The organism is Rahnella sikkimica (genome assembly GCF_002951615.1).
Lineage (GTDB): Bacteria > Pseudomonadota > Gammaproteobacteria > Enterobacterales > Enterobacteriaceae > Rahnella > Rahnella sikkimica.
Window position 1 is genome coordinate 1,975,127 of record NZ_CP019062.1, and the last position, 14,668, is coordinate 1,989,794.

Here is a 14,668-nt window from a genome sequence, read left to right on the forward strand (position 1 = left end):
TTTTATCTTTATCAAAAACGGATTATTTCGCCAGTGCGGCTTTAATAGCATCCACCAGCAGCGGATCTTCCGGCGTCATATCTGGCGCAAAACGTCCGATCACGGTGCCGTCACGGCCAATCAGGAATTTTTCGAAATTCCACAGGATATTTTCCGGCTTCACAGGCTCACGCCCTTTACTGGCCAGACGCTCGTAAAATGCACTGTCTTTCGGTTTGACGGCTTCAGGACGGGCAGCGATCAGCGCGGAATACAGCGGATGACGGTGCTCTCCGTTAACGTCAACTTTGCTGAACATCGGGAATTTCACACCAAAATTGGTGGTGCAGAAGGTTTTGATTTCATCTTCTGTACCCGGTTCCTGCGCACCAAACTCGTTACACGGGAACCCAAGCACCTCAAAACCTTCCGGATGCAATTCCTGATAAAGGCTTTCCAGCCCTTCGTACTGTTTGGTCAGGCCGCACTGTGACGCCACATTCACGACCAGAAGAACCGAACCTTTGTAAGCGCCTAAAGTCGTTGTTTCGCCGTCGATGGTTTTCAGCGAGATATCAAAAATAGTATTACTCATCGTTTAGTCCTGAGTTTTGTAGGTTAGGTAAAGGAAGAGCATAGCCGACCCTTCAGAAAGGATCAGCGGATTTGTCCGTTTCGCACCAGCAGCCAGATAAACACCGGTGCGCCGAGCGTGGCGGTCACTACCCCAACGGGCAATTCTGCCGCATATAAACCAATGCGCGCGATAACATCAGCCAGTAGCAGAACAGCCGCTCCGCTCAGTGCGCAGGCAGGAAGTAAACGGCGCTGATCAGTAATACCGCAAAGCCTGAGAATATGCGGTATGACGAGCCCGATAAAACCAATGACCCCGGCTAAGGCGACGCTGATCCCAACCATCCAGCCAACCGAAAGTACCAGAATAAAGCGCCAGGCGTTCAGGGAAATCCCCAGCTGCTGTGCCTGCTGCGTGCCAAGGGAAAGCAAATTGAGCGTTTTACCCTGAAAGAGTAGCCACAGGAGAACCGGCAGTAACATCGCGCCAAGCCAAGTCTGGTGCCAGTCAATGCCGCCAAATCCGCCCATCATCCAGTACATTAGCTGGCGCAGATCGAGGTTGTCGCTGAAATAGATCGCCCAGGTCATCAGGGCGCTGCAAACAATGCCGATTGCGACGCCGACCAGCAGCATCCGCGCATTGGTTAACAGACGCTTTCGCGCAACATACAAAAGAAAAGCCGTCACAATCAGCGCACCCGCTACCGCCGCGATACTCATCACCCAGACAGGCAAAAAACCGTGACTGAGCATCACGCTAAAAACCAGCGCAACGCCCGCGCCGTTTGCGACACCAAGCAAACCTGGCTCTGCAAGCGGGTTTTCAAACAACGATTGCATAACAGCTCCGGCAACGGCGAGACTTGCGCCAACCAGAATGACTGCGATGGCTCTGGGCAGACGTAATTGCCAGATGAAAAGACGCGCCTCGCTGCTCAGCCATTGATCCGGCCAGATCCAGCGCTCACCGGCACTCAGGCTGAGTACAGCAATCAGTAACAGCAGCACTCCCAGCGCGGACAACCAGAGCCTGTCGCGCAACTTCTGTTGATGTTCGAGAGCAGAAAAGGTCTGCGGGGCAGGCATGAATATCGGATCCCTGACGCTTAAAGCTGGTGACTGGAATTTCACTATCCTACCGATATTAGGCAGTTAGCTCCAGAACAGGTAAGCAGAAATGAAAAAAGCCGGTGACTGAGCACCGGCTTAGAATGAATGTTCAACTGTCGGGGGATTAATGCCCCTGCTGATTGTCTGGCGGGATCGGCTGTCCGTTGCCTTTTCCGTGTTGCTCGTTATGACCGCCCTGCTGGCCGTTGCTGCCAGAATGACCATTATTATCATGATGATCACCGCCGTTTGGACGTCCCTGATTGTGCGGCTGAGACTGTGGTCCTGGCGGTGGATTCGAATGCCCGCGCTGTGGCGGCCTGGAATCCCAGCGATCGCCATGCCAGTACATCCCACGTTCATTACGGTCACCGTAATGATGACCCTTGTGCTCACGCCACCACTGTGGCGGACGCCAGTCATAACCATCCCAGTAGTAACCGCGCTGATCCTGATCCCCGAGGTGGAGCGTTACGCCAGGGACGTTAACATCAATTGAAACATTTGCCTGCGCGATCACAGGCAATGCCAGTGCACAACAAAGCAATAAGAGAGATTTTTTCACGATGGTCACGCCTTCTTTATTTTATATGACGTGTTTTTTATATCAGTGGGGAATAGAAGTGAACATGAGAAATAAGCGCATTTTCGGATAACTTGCTGAGACCTTACAATAAAAATACAAATACATCCTGATTGAAATAACTCAACAGGATGAACGTTATTATCTATTCAATTCTTATTGCAACTCTAACAAATCTTAACGCAAGTCTGACAACAACGTTGTTGCAATCTCTTTATACTCGCCTTGTTTATTCAAACAAAGGATGTCTTTTATGCGTCGTATTTTAGCTTTATTTAGCGTAGCTCTGGTCGTCGTCAGTCTCAGCGGCTGTTTATTTCCGCCGTTTTGGGGCCCTGGTGGTGGCGGCGGTCACGGTGGTGGTCATGGCGGCGGTGGTCCTGGTGGACCAGGTATGTTCTACAACCGCTAATTTAAGTTTCTAACTTTACGTTATTGTTTTCAGGCCACTCGTCTGGAGAATAAATGCGTGCGCATTTTAACCTGAACACATTGCGTTATTTAACTTAGGGGCTCCGGCCCCTTTTTAATTATTATCGCTTACACATCAAATAATAATTACGCATCTCTTTTGGCCTTGAAATTTAATCTATCAGACTAATCCTGAAGCGCCCACCCCTTTAACACTATCTTTTCACTTTCTGTGCTAATAACTTAAAAGCGTTAAATTCGTCGCCGTGCATACGTGAACACGATCACAAAAAGAGAGCAAAAAAAAGGCCGCTTTCGCGGCCTTTTTGATGATTTTACTTATTCTTTCGGAGTGGCATTCTCTACACGACTTTTCAATTTCTGTCCCGGACGGAAAGTCACCACACGACGCGCCGTGATCGGAATGTCTTCGCCGGTTTTCGGGTTACGTCCCGGACGTTGGTTTTTGTCACGCAGATCAAAATTGCCAAAGCCAGACAGTTTAACTTGCTCGCCATTTTCCAAAGCACGACGGACTTCTTCGAAAAATATTTCAACAAGGTCTTTGGCATCCCGTTTGCTCAGCCCGAGCTTCTCAAACAGGTGTTCTGACATTTCAGCTTTAGTAAGCGCCATAGGTTCAATCCCTCAAGGATGCTTGGAATCGCTGTTTTAGAGCCTCTACGCATTTTGCAACGGTAGCGGCGATCTCCTCTTCTTCCAGTGTACGGGCGGTATCCTGCAACACCAGACTGATAGCCAGGCTCTTGTAACCTTCAGCTACGCCCTTGCCACGGTACACATCAAACAAGTTTACGCCAACTACCTGATTTGCGCCAACTTTCTTGCACTCTGCCAAAATATCGTCTGCGGGCACGTTTTCAGCCACAACAACAGCGATGTCACGACGGTTCGCCGGGAAGCGAGAAATCTCTTTCGCATCAGGCAGTACGCGGTCTGCGACCTTATTCCACAGCAGTTCGAAGACGACAGTACGGCCATTAAGATCGAGTTTACGTTCCAGTTCCGGGTGTACTACACCAATGAAACCAATGCGTTCGCCGCGTAAATAAATCGCTGCACTCTGCCCGGGATGCAGTGCAGGATTCGATTCCACCTTGAACTGTACATCGTTCATTTTGCCGGTAAGCTCAAGAATAGCCTCAAGATCACCTTTCAAATCGTAGTAGTCAACTGCCTGACGCGCCAGATCCCAATGCTCTTCATTTTTCGTTCCAGAGATCACCCCAGACAGCATGACGTCCTGACGGATACCTAAATCGGCTTGAGTATCAGGCACAAAGCGCAGTCCGCTCTCGAATAAACGCACGCGACTTTGCTGACGATTTTGATTATTTACCACCGCAGTCAACAAGCCAGACCACAGGGAAAGGCGCATTGCTGACATTTCAACGGAAATCGGGCTTGGCAAAATCAGCGCTTCTTCACCCGGATGCAGTAATGCCTGCACTTTAGGATCCACGAAACTGTAAGTGATGGCTTCCTGGAAACCACGATCAACCAGAAGATTTTTCACACGTTTCAGCGACAGATTCGCTTCATTGTGTTTGGTCATCACCAGGCTGGCTTTCACCGGCACATCAGGGATGTTGTTGTAACCGTAAACGCGGGCAACTTCTTCGACCAGATCTTCTTCAATTTGCATGTCGAAGCGCCAGCTTGGCGCCACAGCCACCCAATGATCGCCTTTATGCTGAACCTGGCAGCCCAGACGCGTCAGAATATCGGTCACCTGCACATCTTCAACGTGATGGCCGATCAGGCGATCCAATTTTTCGCGACGCAGGGAAATGGTTGCGGCTTTAGGCAAGTCGGCTTCAGACGTGACATCGATAACCGGACCGGCTTCGCCACCACAAATGCTCAGCAGCAACGCGGTGGCGCGTTCGATGGCTTTGAATTGCAGTTGGGGGTCAACGCCACGTTCATAACGGTGCGATGCGTCGGTGTGCAGGCCCTGACGGCGAGCACGGCCAGTGATAGATAACGGCGCAAAGAATGCAGACTCCAGCAGGACATCCTGGGTTTCATCGTTCACACCGGAATGCTCACCGCCGAAAATACCGGCCATTGCCAGCGCTTTCTCATGGTCAGCAATCACCAGCGTGTCGTCGTTCAGTTTAGCTTTGGTGCCATCAAGCAAAGTCAGCGCTTCGTCTTTTTTCGCCATACGCACAACGATACCGCCGTGGATGCGGTTCAGATCGAAGGCGTGCATTGGCTGACCGAGTTCAAGCAACACATAGTTGGTGATATCAACGACAGCATCGATTGAACGTGTACCGCAACGGCGCAGTTTTTCACGCATCCACAACGGCGTGGGTGCCTTAACGTTGATGCCTTTGACCACGCGGCCCAGATAACGCGGACAAGCCTGCGGTGCCTGAACATCGATAGAAATAGCGGTATCAGTAGTGGCTTTGACCGGGTTCATTTCCGGCTCAACCAGCGGAAGTTGGTTAATCACCGCAACGTCACGCGCCACACCCAGAATGCCCAGGCAATCCGCACGGTTAGGCGTCACGCTGATTTCGATAGTCGTGTCGTCCAGTTTCAGGAATTCACGAATATCGGTACCGACAGGCGCATCCTGTGGTAATTCGATGATGCCATCGTGATCGTCTGAAATCGCCAGCTCAGAGAAAGAGCACAGCATACCTTCAGAGGGTTCGCCACGCAGTTTGGCTGCCTTGATTTTGAAATCGCCCGGCAATACCGCGCCTACGGTGGCGACGGCAACTTTAAGGCCCTGACGGCAGTTTGGCGCGCCACAAACGATATCCAGAAGACGATCGCCGCCGACGTTTACTTTCGTAACACGCAGTTTGTCAGCATTCGGGTGCTGACCACATTCGACAACTTCACCGACTACGACACCATTAAATGCGCCCGCGACAGGCTCGACGCCATCGACTTCCAGACCGGCCATGGTGATTTGGTCAGATAATGCTTCGCTGCTGATGGCTGGGTTTACCCACTCACGCAACCAGAGTTCACTGAATTTCATGTGATATTCCCGCCTTACTTAAACTGTTTGAGGAAACGCAGATCGTTTTCGAAGAATGCACGCAGGTCGGCCACGCCATAACGCAACATGGTCAGACGCTCCATCCCCATACCGAAGGCAAAACCAGAATACACTTCCGGATCAATGCCGACGTTACGCAATACATTCGGATGCACCATGCCGCAACCCAGTACTTCCAGCCATTTACCGTTTTTACCCATAACGTCAACTTCCGCAGAAGGCTCAGTGAACGGGAAATAAGAAGGACGGAAACGGATCTGCAAATCAGCTTCAAAGAAGTTGTTCAGGAAATCGTGCAGCGTGCCTTTCAAATTGGAGAAGCTGATATCTTTATCAACGATCAGGCCTTCCATCTGATGGAACATCGGGGTATGCGTCTGGTCGTAATCGTTACGATAGACACGACCCGGTGCGATAATACGGATAGGCGGTTGCTGGCCTTGCATCGTGCGGATCTGAACGCCGGACGTTTGAGTACGCAGCAGGCGCTTAGCATCAAACCAGAAAGTATCGTGATCGGCACGCGCCGGGTGATGTCCCGGGATGTTCAGTGCGTCGAAGTTATGATAGTCATCTTCGATTTCAGGACCGGTTTCCACGGTAAAGCCGAGCTCACCGAAGAAAGTTTCAATGCGGTCGATAGTACGGGTCACCGGATGCAAACCACCGTTTTCGATACGGCGACCAGGCAGGGAAACATCAATCGTTTCTTCCGCAAGACGCGCATTCAACACAGCAGATTCCAGCGTATTTTTCCGCGCGTTCAGGGCTTCCTGAACCTGCGTTTTCGCTTCGTTGATCACTGCGCCTGCTGCCGGACGTTCTTCCGCGGGTAATTCACGGAGGGTTGTCATCTGGAGCGTCAGGTGGCCTTTCTTACCCAGATATTCGACACGCACGTTATCCAGCGCGGCGATATCCTGAGCACTCTCTACGGCTGCCTTGGCATTGGCAACCAGCTCTGCGAGATGTGGCATTGCTTTCCTCTTCTTCTGGCCAATATGGCCCGATGTAAAATAACCGTGATTAATCAGGGGCGCGATTTTGACCCTGAACCTTAGTGTATAAAGCACAGATACAAAAAAGCCTCCACGAGGGAGGCTTAGGCGCTACTTTTCGTTTCTTCTCTTACGCGCGAAAGCCTTCCTGAGTCAGGCGCTAAAGTAAAAAAAGAAACGGAAAATAGCAGCATTCATGCTTGCATTACCTTATCGGTTGTCTGTTTTGTGCAGAGATGTAAAACGGGACTGTCAGTATTAAACAACGAATCAGTCTGTTTTTAAACACAAAATATAAAAGAGGGAGCAAGCTCCCTCTTTCACCTGACTTACGCCAGTGCTGCTTTCGCTTTTTCGACCAGAGCGGCAAATACCACTTTGTCGAATACTGCGATATCAGCCAAGATCTTACGGTCAATTTCAATAGAAGCTTTTTTCAAGCCGTTAATGAATTTGCTGTAAGACATGTCGTTCTGACGAGCTGCTGCGTTGATACGCGCGATCCACAGCTGACGGAACTGACGTTTCTTTTGACGACGGTCACGGTAAGCGTATTGACCAGCTTTGATAACAGCCTGGAATGCAACACGATATACGCGAGAACGGGCACCGTAGTAGCCTTTCGCCTGCTTTAAAATTTTCTTGTGACGTGCACGTGCAATCACACCACGTTTTACGCGAGCCATATGCTCTCCTGAGTTTTATATTCTAAATTAAAAAAGTGTATTTATGCGTACGGCAGACATGCAGAGACCATGGCCAAATCGTTCTTGGATACCAGGCCTTTTGGACGCAAGTGACGTTTACGCTTAGTAGCTTTTTTGGTCAGAATATGACGCAGGTTTGCGTGCTTACGCTTAAAACCACCGTTGGCGGTTTTTTTGAAGCGTTTAGCGGCGCCGCGTACTGTTTTGATCTTAGGCATTTTAAATTCCACTTCGCATTGTTATTAACATGAATCAGAAAGGCGAATCCAGCATGCGCGGTGTGAACACCGCGCAGCAGGATTACTTGGAAGCCTTACTGTTTCTTCTTAGGTGCGAGCACCATGATCATCTGACGACCTTCGATCTTCGTAGGGAAGGATTCGACAACGGCCAGTTCAGAATCTTCACACAGGTCTTTACGGACGCGGTTAAGCACTTCCATACCGATCTGTTGGTGCGCCATTTCACGCCCACGGAACCGCAGGGTGATTTTGGCTTTATCGCCATCTTCCAGAAAGCGAATCAGGTTGCGTAGTTTGACCTGATAGTCGCCATCATCGGTACCAGGTCGGAATTTGATTTCCTTGACCTGAATAACTTTTTGTTTCTTTTTCTGCTCTTTGGTCGACTTGCTCTTCTCGTAGAGGAATTTGCCGTAATCCATGATTCGACAAACTGGCGGCTCGGCATTCGGACTGATTTCTACTAAATCGACGCCCGCTTCCTCAGCTTTTTCAAGAGCTTCATTCAGACTGACAATACCAATCTGCTCGCCATCGACGCCGGTGAGGCGAACTTCTTGCGCGCGAATCTCTTTGTTAATGCGATTAGGACGCGCCGGTTGAACTCGTTTTCCGCCTTTAATACTTTATTCCTCCAGTTGATGAAGACTTCTGCTGCGGATTTCCGCCAGCAGTTTGTCAACGACTTCGCTAACATCCATGCTTCCTAAGTCTTTGCCGCGGCGGGTACGAACAGCAACTTTGCCTGATTCGACCTCTTTATCACCACAAACTAACATGTAAGGAACACGGCGTAGCGTGTGTTCGCGAATTTTAAAGCCAATCTTCTCATTTCTCAAGTCGGCTTTAACGCGAATGCCTGCATCTTGCAGTTTTTTGGTTAATTCTTCGACATACGGTGCTTGTGAATCAGTAATATTCATGATCACAACTTGTACCGGCGCTATCCAGGTCGGGAAGAACCCAGCGTATTCTTCGGTCAAAATACCGATGAAGCGCTCCATGGAACCCAGGATAGCACGGTGAATCATTACCGGAACCTGACGGTCGTTGCTTTCGCCAATATAAGAAGCGTTCAAGCGACCAGGTAATGAAAAGTCGAGCTGCACGGTACCACACTGCCACGCACGATCCAAACAATCATGCAAGGTAAATTCAATTTTTGGGCCGTAGAACGCACCTTCACCCGGCTGATATTCGAATTCAATCTTGTTTTCGGTCAGCGCTGCGGCCAGGTCGTCTTCCGCCTTAGTCCACATTTCGTCAGTACCAATGCGCTTCTCCGGACGGGTGGACAGTTTCACCACAATCTTTTCGAAACCAAAAGTGCTGTACATGTCATAGACCATGCGGATGCAGCTGTTCACTTCGTCACGCACCTGCTCTTCAGTACAGAAGATGTGGGCGTCGTCCTGAGTGAAGCCACGAACACGCATCAGGCCGTGCAATGCACCTGAAGGCTCATTACGGTGGCAACTGCCGAACTCGGCCATACGCAATGGCAGATCACGGTAGGATTTCAGACCCTGGTTGAAGATTTGTACATGCCCAGGGCAGTTCATCGGTTTGATGCAATATTCACGGTTTTCAGAAGAAGTCGTGAACATCGCTTCTTTGTAGTTTTCCCAGTGACCGGTTTTTTCCCACAGTACGCGGTCCATCATGAACGGGCCTTTGACTTCCTGATAGTCATAAGACTTCAGTTTCATACGTACAAAGGCTTCCAGCTCACGGAAAATAGTCCAGCCGTCGTTGTGCCAGAACACCATACCTGGCGCTTCTTCCTGCATGTGATACAGGTCGAGTTGCTTACCGATTTTGCGGTGATCACGCTTGCCGGCTTCTTCCAGACGCTGAATGTAGGCATTCAGCTGTTTTTTATCTGCCCAGGCGGTGCCGTAGATACGTTGCAGCATTTTGTTATCGCTGTTGCCACGCCAGTAAGCACCGGAAGTTTTCTGCAGTTTGAAATGATGACAGAAACGCATATTCGGTACATGCGGACCCCGGCACATATCCACATATTCTTCGTGATGATACAGACCCGGACGATCATCATGACTGATGTTTTCATCCAGAATCGCCACTTTGTATTCTTCACCACGGCTTGCAAAGGTATCACGCGCTTCCTGCCAGCTGACTTTCTTTTTAATAACGTCGTAATTCTTTTCAGCCAGTTCGTGCATGCGCTTTTCAAGCAGTTCGATGTCTTCCTGAGTGAGCGTGCGATCTAAATCGACGTCATAATAGAAGCCATTATCGATAACCGGGCCGATAGCCATTTTGGTGTCTGGCCACAATTGCTTGATGGCATGACCCAAAAGGTGCGCACAGGAGTGGCGCAGGATTTCAAGACCGGCTTCGTCTTTAGCGGTGATGATCGCCAGTTGTGCATCCGTTTCAATCAGATCAGTCGCATCTACCAGTTCGCCGTTAACGCGACCCGCGATACAGGCTTTCGCCAGACCAGGACCGATATCGAGAGCAACATCAAGAGGTGAAACGGGGCGATCAAAAACGCGCTGGCTTCCATCAGGAAGAGTAATGACAGGCATGTTAATTCCTTAATCTACAGTGGTGCCCCACACGACAGAGCACATCTAGAAAAATATTTGAGTTTAATTTCATATAGTTATCCACGCTATTCAGCTTTACTTTGCCAAATATAGGCACCCTGTAATACATCACGTAATTGTATCGGGATGCGACGCGAAAACAGACAGCGAGTTTACCACCCGTAAAGTGCGAATTTCCAGCAACCTGTGTTGCTTATTATGGATATTTTTCGTGTAATCCCTCCGGACACGCTAAGGTAAACAGAGACGCTTTTCAAAAGGGAAATTTATGTCAGAAGTCAGTCTGTTATTTCAGGCCATAGGATTGGGTTTAGTGGTGATTCTTCCGCTGGCGAATCCTTTAACTACCGTCGCCCTGTTGCTGGGGCTATCCGGAAATATGACGGCGCAAGAGCGGAATCAGCAGTCGCTGATGGCCTCGGTGTACGTTTTCATCATCATGATGGTCGCCTACTACGCCGGACAACTGGTGATGAATACCTTCGGAATTTCGATTCCCGGTTTACGTATTGCCGGTGGCCTGATTGTAACGTTTATCGGTTTCCGGATGCTTTTCCCTCAGCCGCATGTTGAAGAAAAAGTGCTGATGGAAAACAAAACTGAAGAGATGAAGCGGCAGGATTCACCGAATATCGCGTTTGTGCCGCTGGCGATGCCAAGCACTGCGGGGCCGGGTACGATTGCGATGATTATCAGCAGCGCATCGACTATCCGTGAGGGCTCAGATTTTCCCCACTGGGTGATCCTGGTTGCGCCGGTGCTAATTTTCTTTCTGGTCAGCCTGATTCTGTGGCTCACATTGCGCAGTGCAGGCGGAATCATGCGTCTGGTCGGGAAAAGCGGGATTGAAGCGATTTCGAGGCTGATGGGATTCTTGCTGGTCTGTATGGGAGTGCAGTTTGTGATTAATGGCGTGACTGAGATTATTTCTCATTTCCCGCCAGCGGCCTGATGGCTACTGGCGGAAAACGGGACTTAACGCATCGCCAGATAGGCGCTGTTCACTTTCCACAGATAACGCGGAGCCTGAGGCGCCGGGTGTTTCTGCTGCACATGCTGGTAAAACTCTTGCGGAGACATCTGATTAATTTTCGCAATCGCATAGGTTTTATCTTTCGCGAAAGTTCTCAGTAATGCCCCTGCCCCGTTAACGTAGGCCACCGTCGTTGCATAACGACGGGTTTCCGGGTTGCTGATCCCTGCCAGTTGCTGTTGCAGGATACTCAGATAAGCCGTACCCAAATCGATATTCATCGCCGGGTCTTTCAGTTCATGAGCGCTCGGTTGCCCGTAACGTCCTTTCATCCGGTAGGCATCGCGTCCTGCCGTTGAGGCCTTTAGCTGCATTAACCCAATCGCATTCGATTTGCTGACAACGGTTGGGTTATATCCAGATTCAACCTGAATGATTGCTTTAACAAGTGTTTCGTCGACGCCGTAAGTATTTGCCGCCTGGTGAATAACATCACCATAAGGCCCCGGATGCATTAATGAAGTTTCGCTCTGTAGTGGCGGCGATGGATTCAAAAAATGTGTAGTTTTAACCGGTGTTTCTTTAGCGCAACCCGCCAGTAAAAGCGCGGCCATCAAATAAAGAATTTTTGGTTTCACGTTTTCTCTCTCGCGACTGGGACGAGGGGTAGCATATACATCTTCTTCCCACACCTGAATATATTTTTAGTCTATTATTATTATTGTTTTGTGAAACAAGGGGGTTAGAGGTATGTCGATAAGACAATTCTGCATATAAAACCTCTTTCACGTCACATATTCTGAAATTAATAGATTCATTGATTACACTCTCAGTTCAACCACGTCGTCATTCGCATAAATTAACAGCATCATCTGATTCAGCCGTGCGCGGGATCGGGTTTTTGAACCAAAAAAAACGCTAACTTAATGAATTATCGGGCCAGTCAGAAGGGGTGATACCATGTGGCAAGCCGTCAATCGTTTGTTGAGTGAACACCTGGGCAGTGCTGAAATCCGCGAACGTGTTGAGTTGCCGGGAGGAGAAATTCACCCAGCCTGGCGGTTAAGCTACGGCGACAGGGATGTATTTGTGAAGTGTAATGCGCGCGAAATGCTTCCTATCTTCGCGGCGGAAGCCGATCAGCTCGCCCTGCTTGCCCGAAGTCAGACAGTTCGCGTGCCTGAGGTTTATGGCGTTGGCAGCGATCGTGACTACAGTTTTCTGCTGCTGGAATACATCCCGCAAAAGCCTCTGGATGCCCATAACGCCTACATCCTGGGGCAGCAACTTGCCGCGTTACATCAGTGGAGCGAGCAACTGCAATTTGGTCTGGATTTCGATAACGAGCTGGCGACGCTGCCGCAACCCAACAGCTGGCAGCGGCGCTGGGCGACATTCTTTGCGGAACAGCGTATCGGCTGGCAGCTGCAACTGGCAGCCGAGAAAGGAATGACGTTCGGCAATATCGAAGATATCACCGCAATGGTTCATGCCCGCTTACAGAACCATCAGCCTCAACCTTCTTTATTACACGGCGATTTGTGGCCACACAACTGTGGTCTTTCGGCACAGGGTCCGGTCATTTTCGACCCCGCCTGTTACTGGGGCGACAGGGAATGCGATCTGGCAATGCTTCCGCTGTATCCTAATGTTCCGCCACAATTATATGACGGTTATCAGAGCAAAACGCCGCTTCCAGATGACTTCATTTCAAGGCAGCCAATCTACCAGTTATATTACCTGCTAAACCGCAGTAATTTATTCGGCGGGCAACATCTTGTTGTCGCTCAACGCGCTGTTGAAAGGCTTCTCCACGACGATATTCATTAGTCTGATAGATGTTTTGATGTTTAAACAAATGAGGCCTGAATAATGAAAAACTTCAGGCCTTATTTATCAGAAAAATGAGTCAGATGTTAAAACCAGTAATCTCAGCTTACCCTGCAATTAAACCCAGTAATTTCAAAACGAAATACGCAACCACGGCAATAACGATAGGCAGGATATACAACGGGAAATACTGCACCAGAATCGTATGTCTTGGAATCACAATACGTTCTTCAATCTGTGGCCGGGTTCGCCCTTCTGCACCTTTCGCCTGTTCAAGGATCAGTTGGTCCTGAATACCTTCACGGATATGTTTCACCTGACGAGACATTCTTGCGCCGGATGCCTGTAATGCCAGACCGACAAAAATCAGCCAGTAGATAATAAAGAATACGATGTTGGCCGTGGTCACGCCCTGACCCAGTGCAGGTACAGGCGAGTTGAACCAAAAAACGTTAAGAAACGAGGTATTGAACTTCACCATATCCACCATTACGTGAACAAAATCCAGCATAACGGCATTGATGCCCTGCTCAGTTTTAGTGTGTTCATTAATAAAATTAAGCAATGAAATCAGTGTTGAAAGCAGCGCAGGGATAAAAATAATCCATCCTGCAATCCGTTTAATCACTGCCACGCGTCCGGCTTGTTGGTACGTCATGAATTCCCCTTGTTAGGACACCTAAAGCAACACGTAAGTTTACCCACAGAAAGTATTTTGCGCCCAATGTTTTAATCAGTTACTGACGTCGTCTGCCGGAAACAGAGCGCACGTGGATATTTTTTGGCGTGCCATATCAGATTTCACCCGCAGAACAGGCGGTGTTAGAGTAAAGCGTCAATTCACTTTTTACGGAGTCCACTTTCATGGCTTATGTTCGCCCTGTTAATGCAGCAATTTTCGATATGGATGGTCTGTTAATTGATTCTGAACCGCTTTGGGTTCAGGCAGAACTGGACGTTTTCAGTAGTCTGGGCGTGGATATTTCTCAGCGACATTTACTGCCGGATACCCTTGGGTTGCGTGTCGATCAGGTTGTCAGAATGTGGTATCAGACGCTGCCATGGCAGGGGCCGACGCAGGACGACGTGTCCAAAATGATCATCGCGCGCACCATCGAACTGGTGGAGCAAACCCGCCCTTTGCTGCCGGGTGTGAACCAGGCGCTTGAGATGTGTCGGGACAACGGATTGAAGGTTGGCCTCGCCTCCGCGTCGCCTTTATTTATGCTCAGGGCCGTTCTGGAGATGTTTAACCTGCAATCCTATTTCCAGGTGATTACCTCGGCAGAAAACCTGCCGTACAGCAAACCTCATCCTGAAGTGTATTTGCTCGCCGCCGGAGAATTGCAGTTTGACCCTCTGAATTGCGTAACGCTGGAAGATTCCTTTAACGGAATGATCGCGACAAAAGCTGCGCGCATGCGTTCGATTGTTGTTCCCGCCAGCGAGTATCGCGATGACCCTCGCTGGGCGCTTGCCGACACGAAGCTCGAGACCCTTGAAGCTTTAGTGCCTGCACATATTCTCTGAGACATCTCTCCGGTTAAACTGGCGCAGAAGCTTTCCGCTTCTGCGCATTAGCCTGCCTCCGACGTACTTCGCATTTTCCCTGCCACATTTCCCCAGCCCGC

The 14,668-nt window shown here is 49.6% G+C and carries 17 protein-coding genes and 1 other annotated feature; of the genes, 4 read left to right on the forward strand and 13 right to left on the reverse strand.

Annotation, left to right across the window (positions count from 1 at the left end; genetic code table 11):
- Nucleotides 1–22: 22 nt before the first annotated feature.
- The 3 genes from BV494_RS08965 to BV494_RS08975 all read right to left on the reverse strand — a co-directional run bounded on the left by BV494_RS08965 (nt 23) and on the right by BV494_RS08975 (nt 2,233).
- Nucleotides 23–574 carry a glutathione peroxidase gene (locus tag BV494_RS08965; protein ID WP_104922562.1) on the reverse strand — a complete coding sequence of 184 codons (552 nt, stop codon included), beginning with the start codon at nt 572–574 and terminating at the stop codon, nt 23–25.
- A gap of 62 nt (nt 575–636) precedes the next feature.
- Nucleotides 637–1,644 carry a vitamin B12 ABC transporter permease BtuC gene (gene btuC, locus BV494_RS08970; protein ID WP_104922563.1) on the reverse strand — a complete coding sequence of 336 codons (1,008 nt, stop codon included), beginning with the start codon at nt 1,642–1,644 and terminating at the stop codon, nt 637–639.
- A gap of 148 nt (nt 1,645–1,792) precedes the next feature.
- The gene (locus BV494_RS08975; RefSeq protein ID WP_104924757.1) at nt 1,793–2,233 is read right to left on the reverse strand and encodes a DUF2502 domain-containing protein; all 441 of its coding nucleotides are present in this window, start codon (nt 2,231–2,233) and stop codon (nt 1,793–1,795) included.
- A gap of 271 nt (nt 2,234–2,504) precedes the next feature.
- On the opposite strand from BV494_RS08975, the gene BV494_RS25820 reads away from it, so the two are divergent.
- Nucleotides 2,505–2,663 carry a hypothetical protein gene (locus BV494_RS25820; RefSeq protein WP_192938107.1) on the forward strand — a complete coding sequence of 53 codons (159 nt, stop codon included), beginning with the start codon at nt 2,505–2,507 and terminating at the stop codon, nt 2,661–2,663.
- 338 nt (nt 2,664–3,001) lie between these two features.
- Here BV494_RS25820 and ihfA read toward each other — a convergent pair whose 3' ends face one another.
- The 8 genes from ihfA to thrS all read right to left on the reverse strand — a co-directional run bounded on the left by ihfA (nt 3,002) and on the right by thrS (nt 10,213).
- The gene (ihfA, locus tag BV494_RS08980; protein ID WP_004089944.1) at nt 3,002–3,298 is read right to left on the reverse strand and encodes an integration host factor subunit alpha; all 297 of its coding nucleotides are present in this window, start codon (nt 3,296–3,298) and stop codon (nt 3,002–3,004) included.
- 4 nt (nt 3,299–3,302) lie between these two features.
- Nucleotides 3,303–5,690, reverse strand: coding sequence for a phenylalanine--tRNA ligase subunit beta (gene pheT, locus BV494_RS08985; RefSeq protein ID WP_104922564.1), 2,388 nt, complete (start codon nt 5,688–5,690; stop codon nt 3,303–3,305).
- Between the two features lie 14 nt (nt 5,691–5,704).
- Nucleotides 5,705–6,688, reverse strand: coding sequence for a phenylalanine--tRNA ligase subunit alpha (gene pheS / locus BV494_RS08990; RefSeq protein WP_104922565.1), 984 nt, complete (start codon nt 6,686–6,688; stop codon nt 5,705–5,707).
- A 99-nt stretch (nt 6,689–6,787) separates the two neighbouring features.
- Nucleotides 6,788–6,912, reverse strand: a sequence feature (Phe leader region).
- Entirely contained in the window at nt 6,863–6,907 is a 45-nt protein-coding gene (pheM, locus tag BV494_RS25825; protein ID WP_106120997.1) for a pheST operon leader peptide PheM, read from the reverse strand. It overlaps the preceding feature by 45 nt.
- Nucleotides 6,913–7,038: 126 nt before the next feature.
- Complete coding sequence (rplT, locus tag BV494_RS08995; RefSeq protein ID WP_056773451.1) at nt 7,039–7,395, reverse strand: 50S ribosomal protein L20; 357 nt, start codon at nt 7,393–7,395, stop codon at nt 7,039–7,041.
- A 41-nt stretch (nt 7,396–7,436) separates the two neighbouring features.
- A complete protein-coding gene (gene rpmI, locus BV494_RS09000) occupies nt 7,437–7,634 on the reverse strand; it encodes a 50S ribosomal protein L35 (RefSeq protein WP_104922566.1) in 198 nt (65 codons plus the stop codon).
- 95 nt (nt 7,635–7,729) lie between these two features.
- Complete coding sequence (gene infC, locus BV494_RS09005) at nt 7,730–8,281, reverse strand: translation initiation factor IF-3 (RefSeq protein ID WP_013576136.1); 552 nt, start codon at nt 8,279–8,281, stop codon at nt 7,730–7,732.
- Nucleotides 8,282–8,284: 3 nt separating this feature from the next.
- Nucleotides 8,285–10,213, reverse strand: a complete 1,929-nt coding sequence (thrS, locus tag BV494_RS09010) for a threonine--tRNA ligase (protein WP_104922567.1) — start codon at nt 10,211–10,213, stop codon at nt 8,285–8,287.
- A gap of 289 nt (nt 10,214–10,502) precedes the next feature.
- Here thrS and BV494_RS09015 point away from each other — a divergent pair, with 289 nt between their 5' ends.
- On the forward strand, nt 10,503–11,186 hold the full coding sequence (locus BV494_RS09015; RefSeq protein WP_104922568.1) for a MarC family NAAT transporter: 684 nt from the start codon (nt 10,503–10,505) through the stop codon (nt 11,184–11,186).
- A 23-nt stretch (nt 11,187–11,209) separates the two neighbouring features.
- Here the strand turns inward: BV494_RS09015 and BV494_RS09020 are convergent, their stop codons facing one another.
- A complete protein-coding gene (locus BV494_RS09020) occupies nt 11,210–11,845 on the reverse strand; it encodes a transglycosylase SLT domain-containing protein (RefSeq protein WP_104922569.1) in 636 nt (211 codons plus the stop codon).
- A gap of 322 nt (nt 11,846–12,167) precedes the next feature.
- Between BV494_RS09020 and BV494_RS09025 the strand changes: the two genes are divergently transcribed.
- Complete coding sequence (locus tag BV494_RS09025) at nt 12,168–13,037, forward strand: fructosamine kinase family protein (RefSeq protein WP_104922570.1); 870 nt, start codon at nt 12,168–12,170, stop codon at nt 13,035–13,037.
- A 106-nt stretch (nt 13,038–13,143) separates the two neighbouring features.
- Here BV494_RS09025 and BV494_RS09030 read toward each other — a convergent pair whose 3' ends face one another.
- Nucleotides 13,144–13,695 carry a YniB family protein gene (locus tag BV494_RS09030; RefSeq protein WP_104922571.1) on the reverse strand — a complete coding sequence of 184 codons (552 nt, stop codon included), beginning with the start codon at nt 13,693–13,695 and terminating at the stop codon, nt 13,144–13,146.
- Nucleotides 13,696–13,901: 206 nt separating this feature from the next.
- Here BV494_RS09030 and hxpB point away from each other — a divergent pair, with 206 nt between their 5' ends.
- A complete protein-coding gene (gene hxpB / locus BV494_RS09035) occupies nt 13,902–14,567 on the forward strand; it encodes a hexitol phosphatase HxpB (protein ID WP_104922572.1) in 666 nt (221 codons plus the stop codon).
- Nucleotides 14,568–14,668 lie beyond the last annotated feature (101 nt).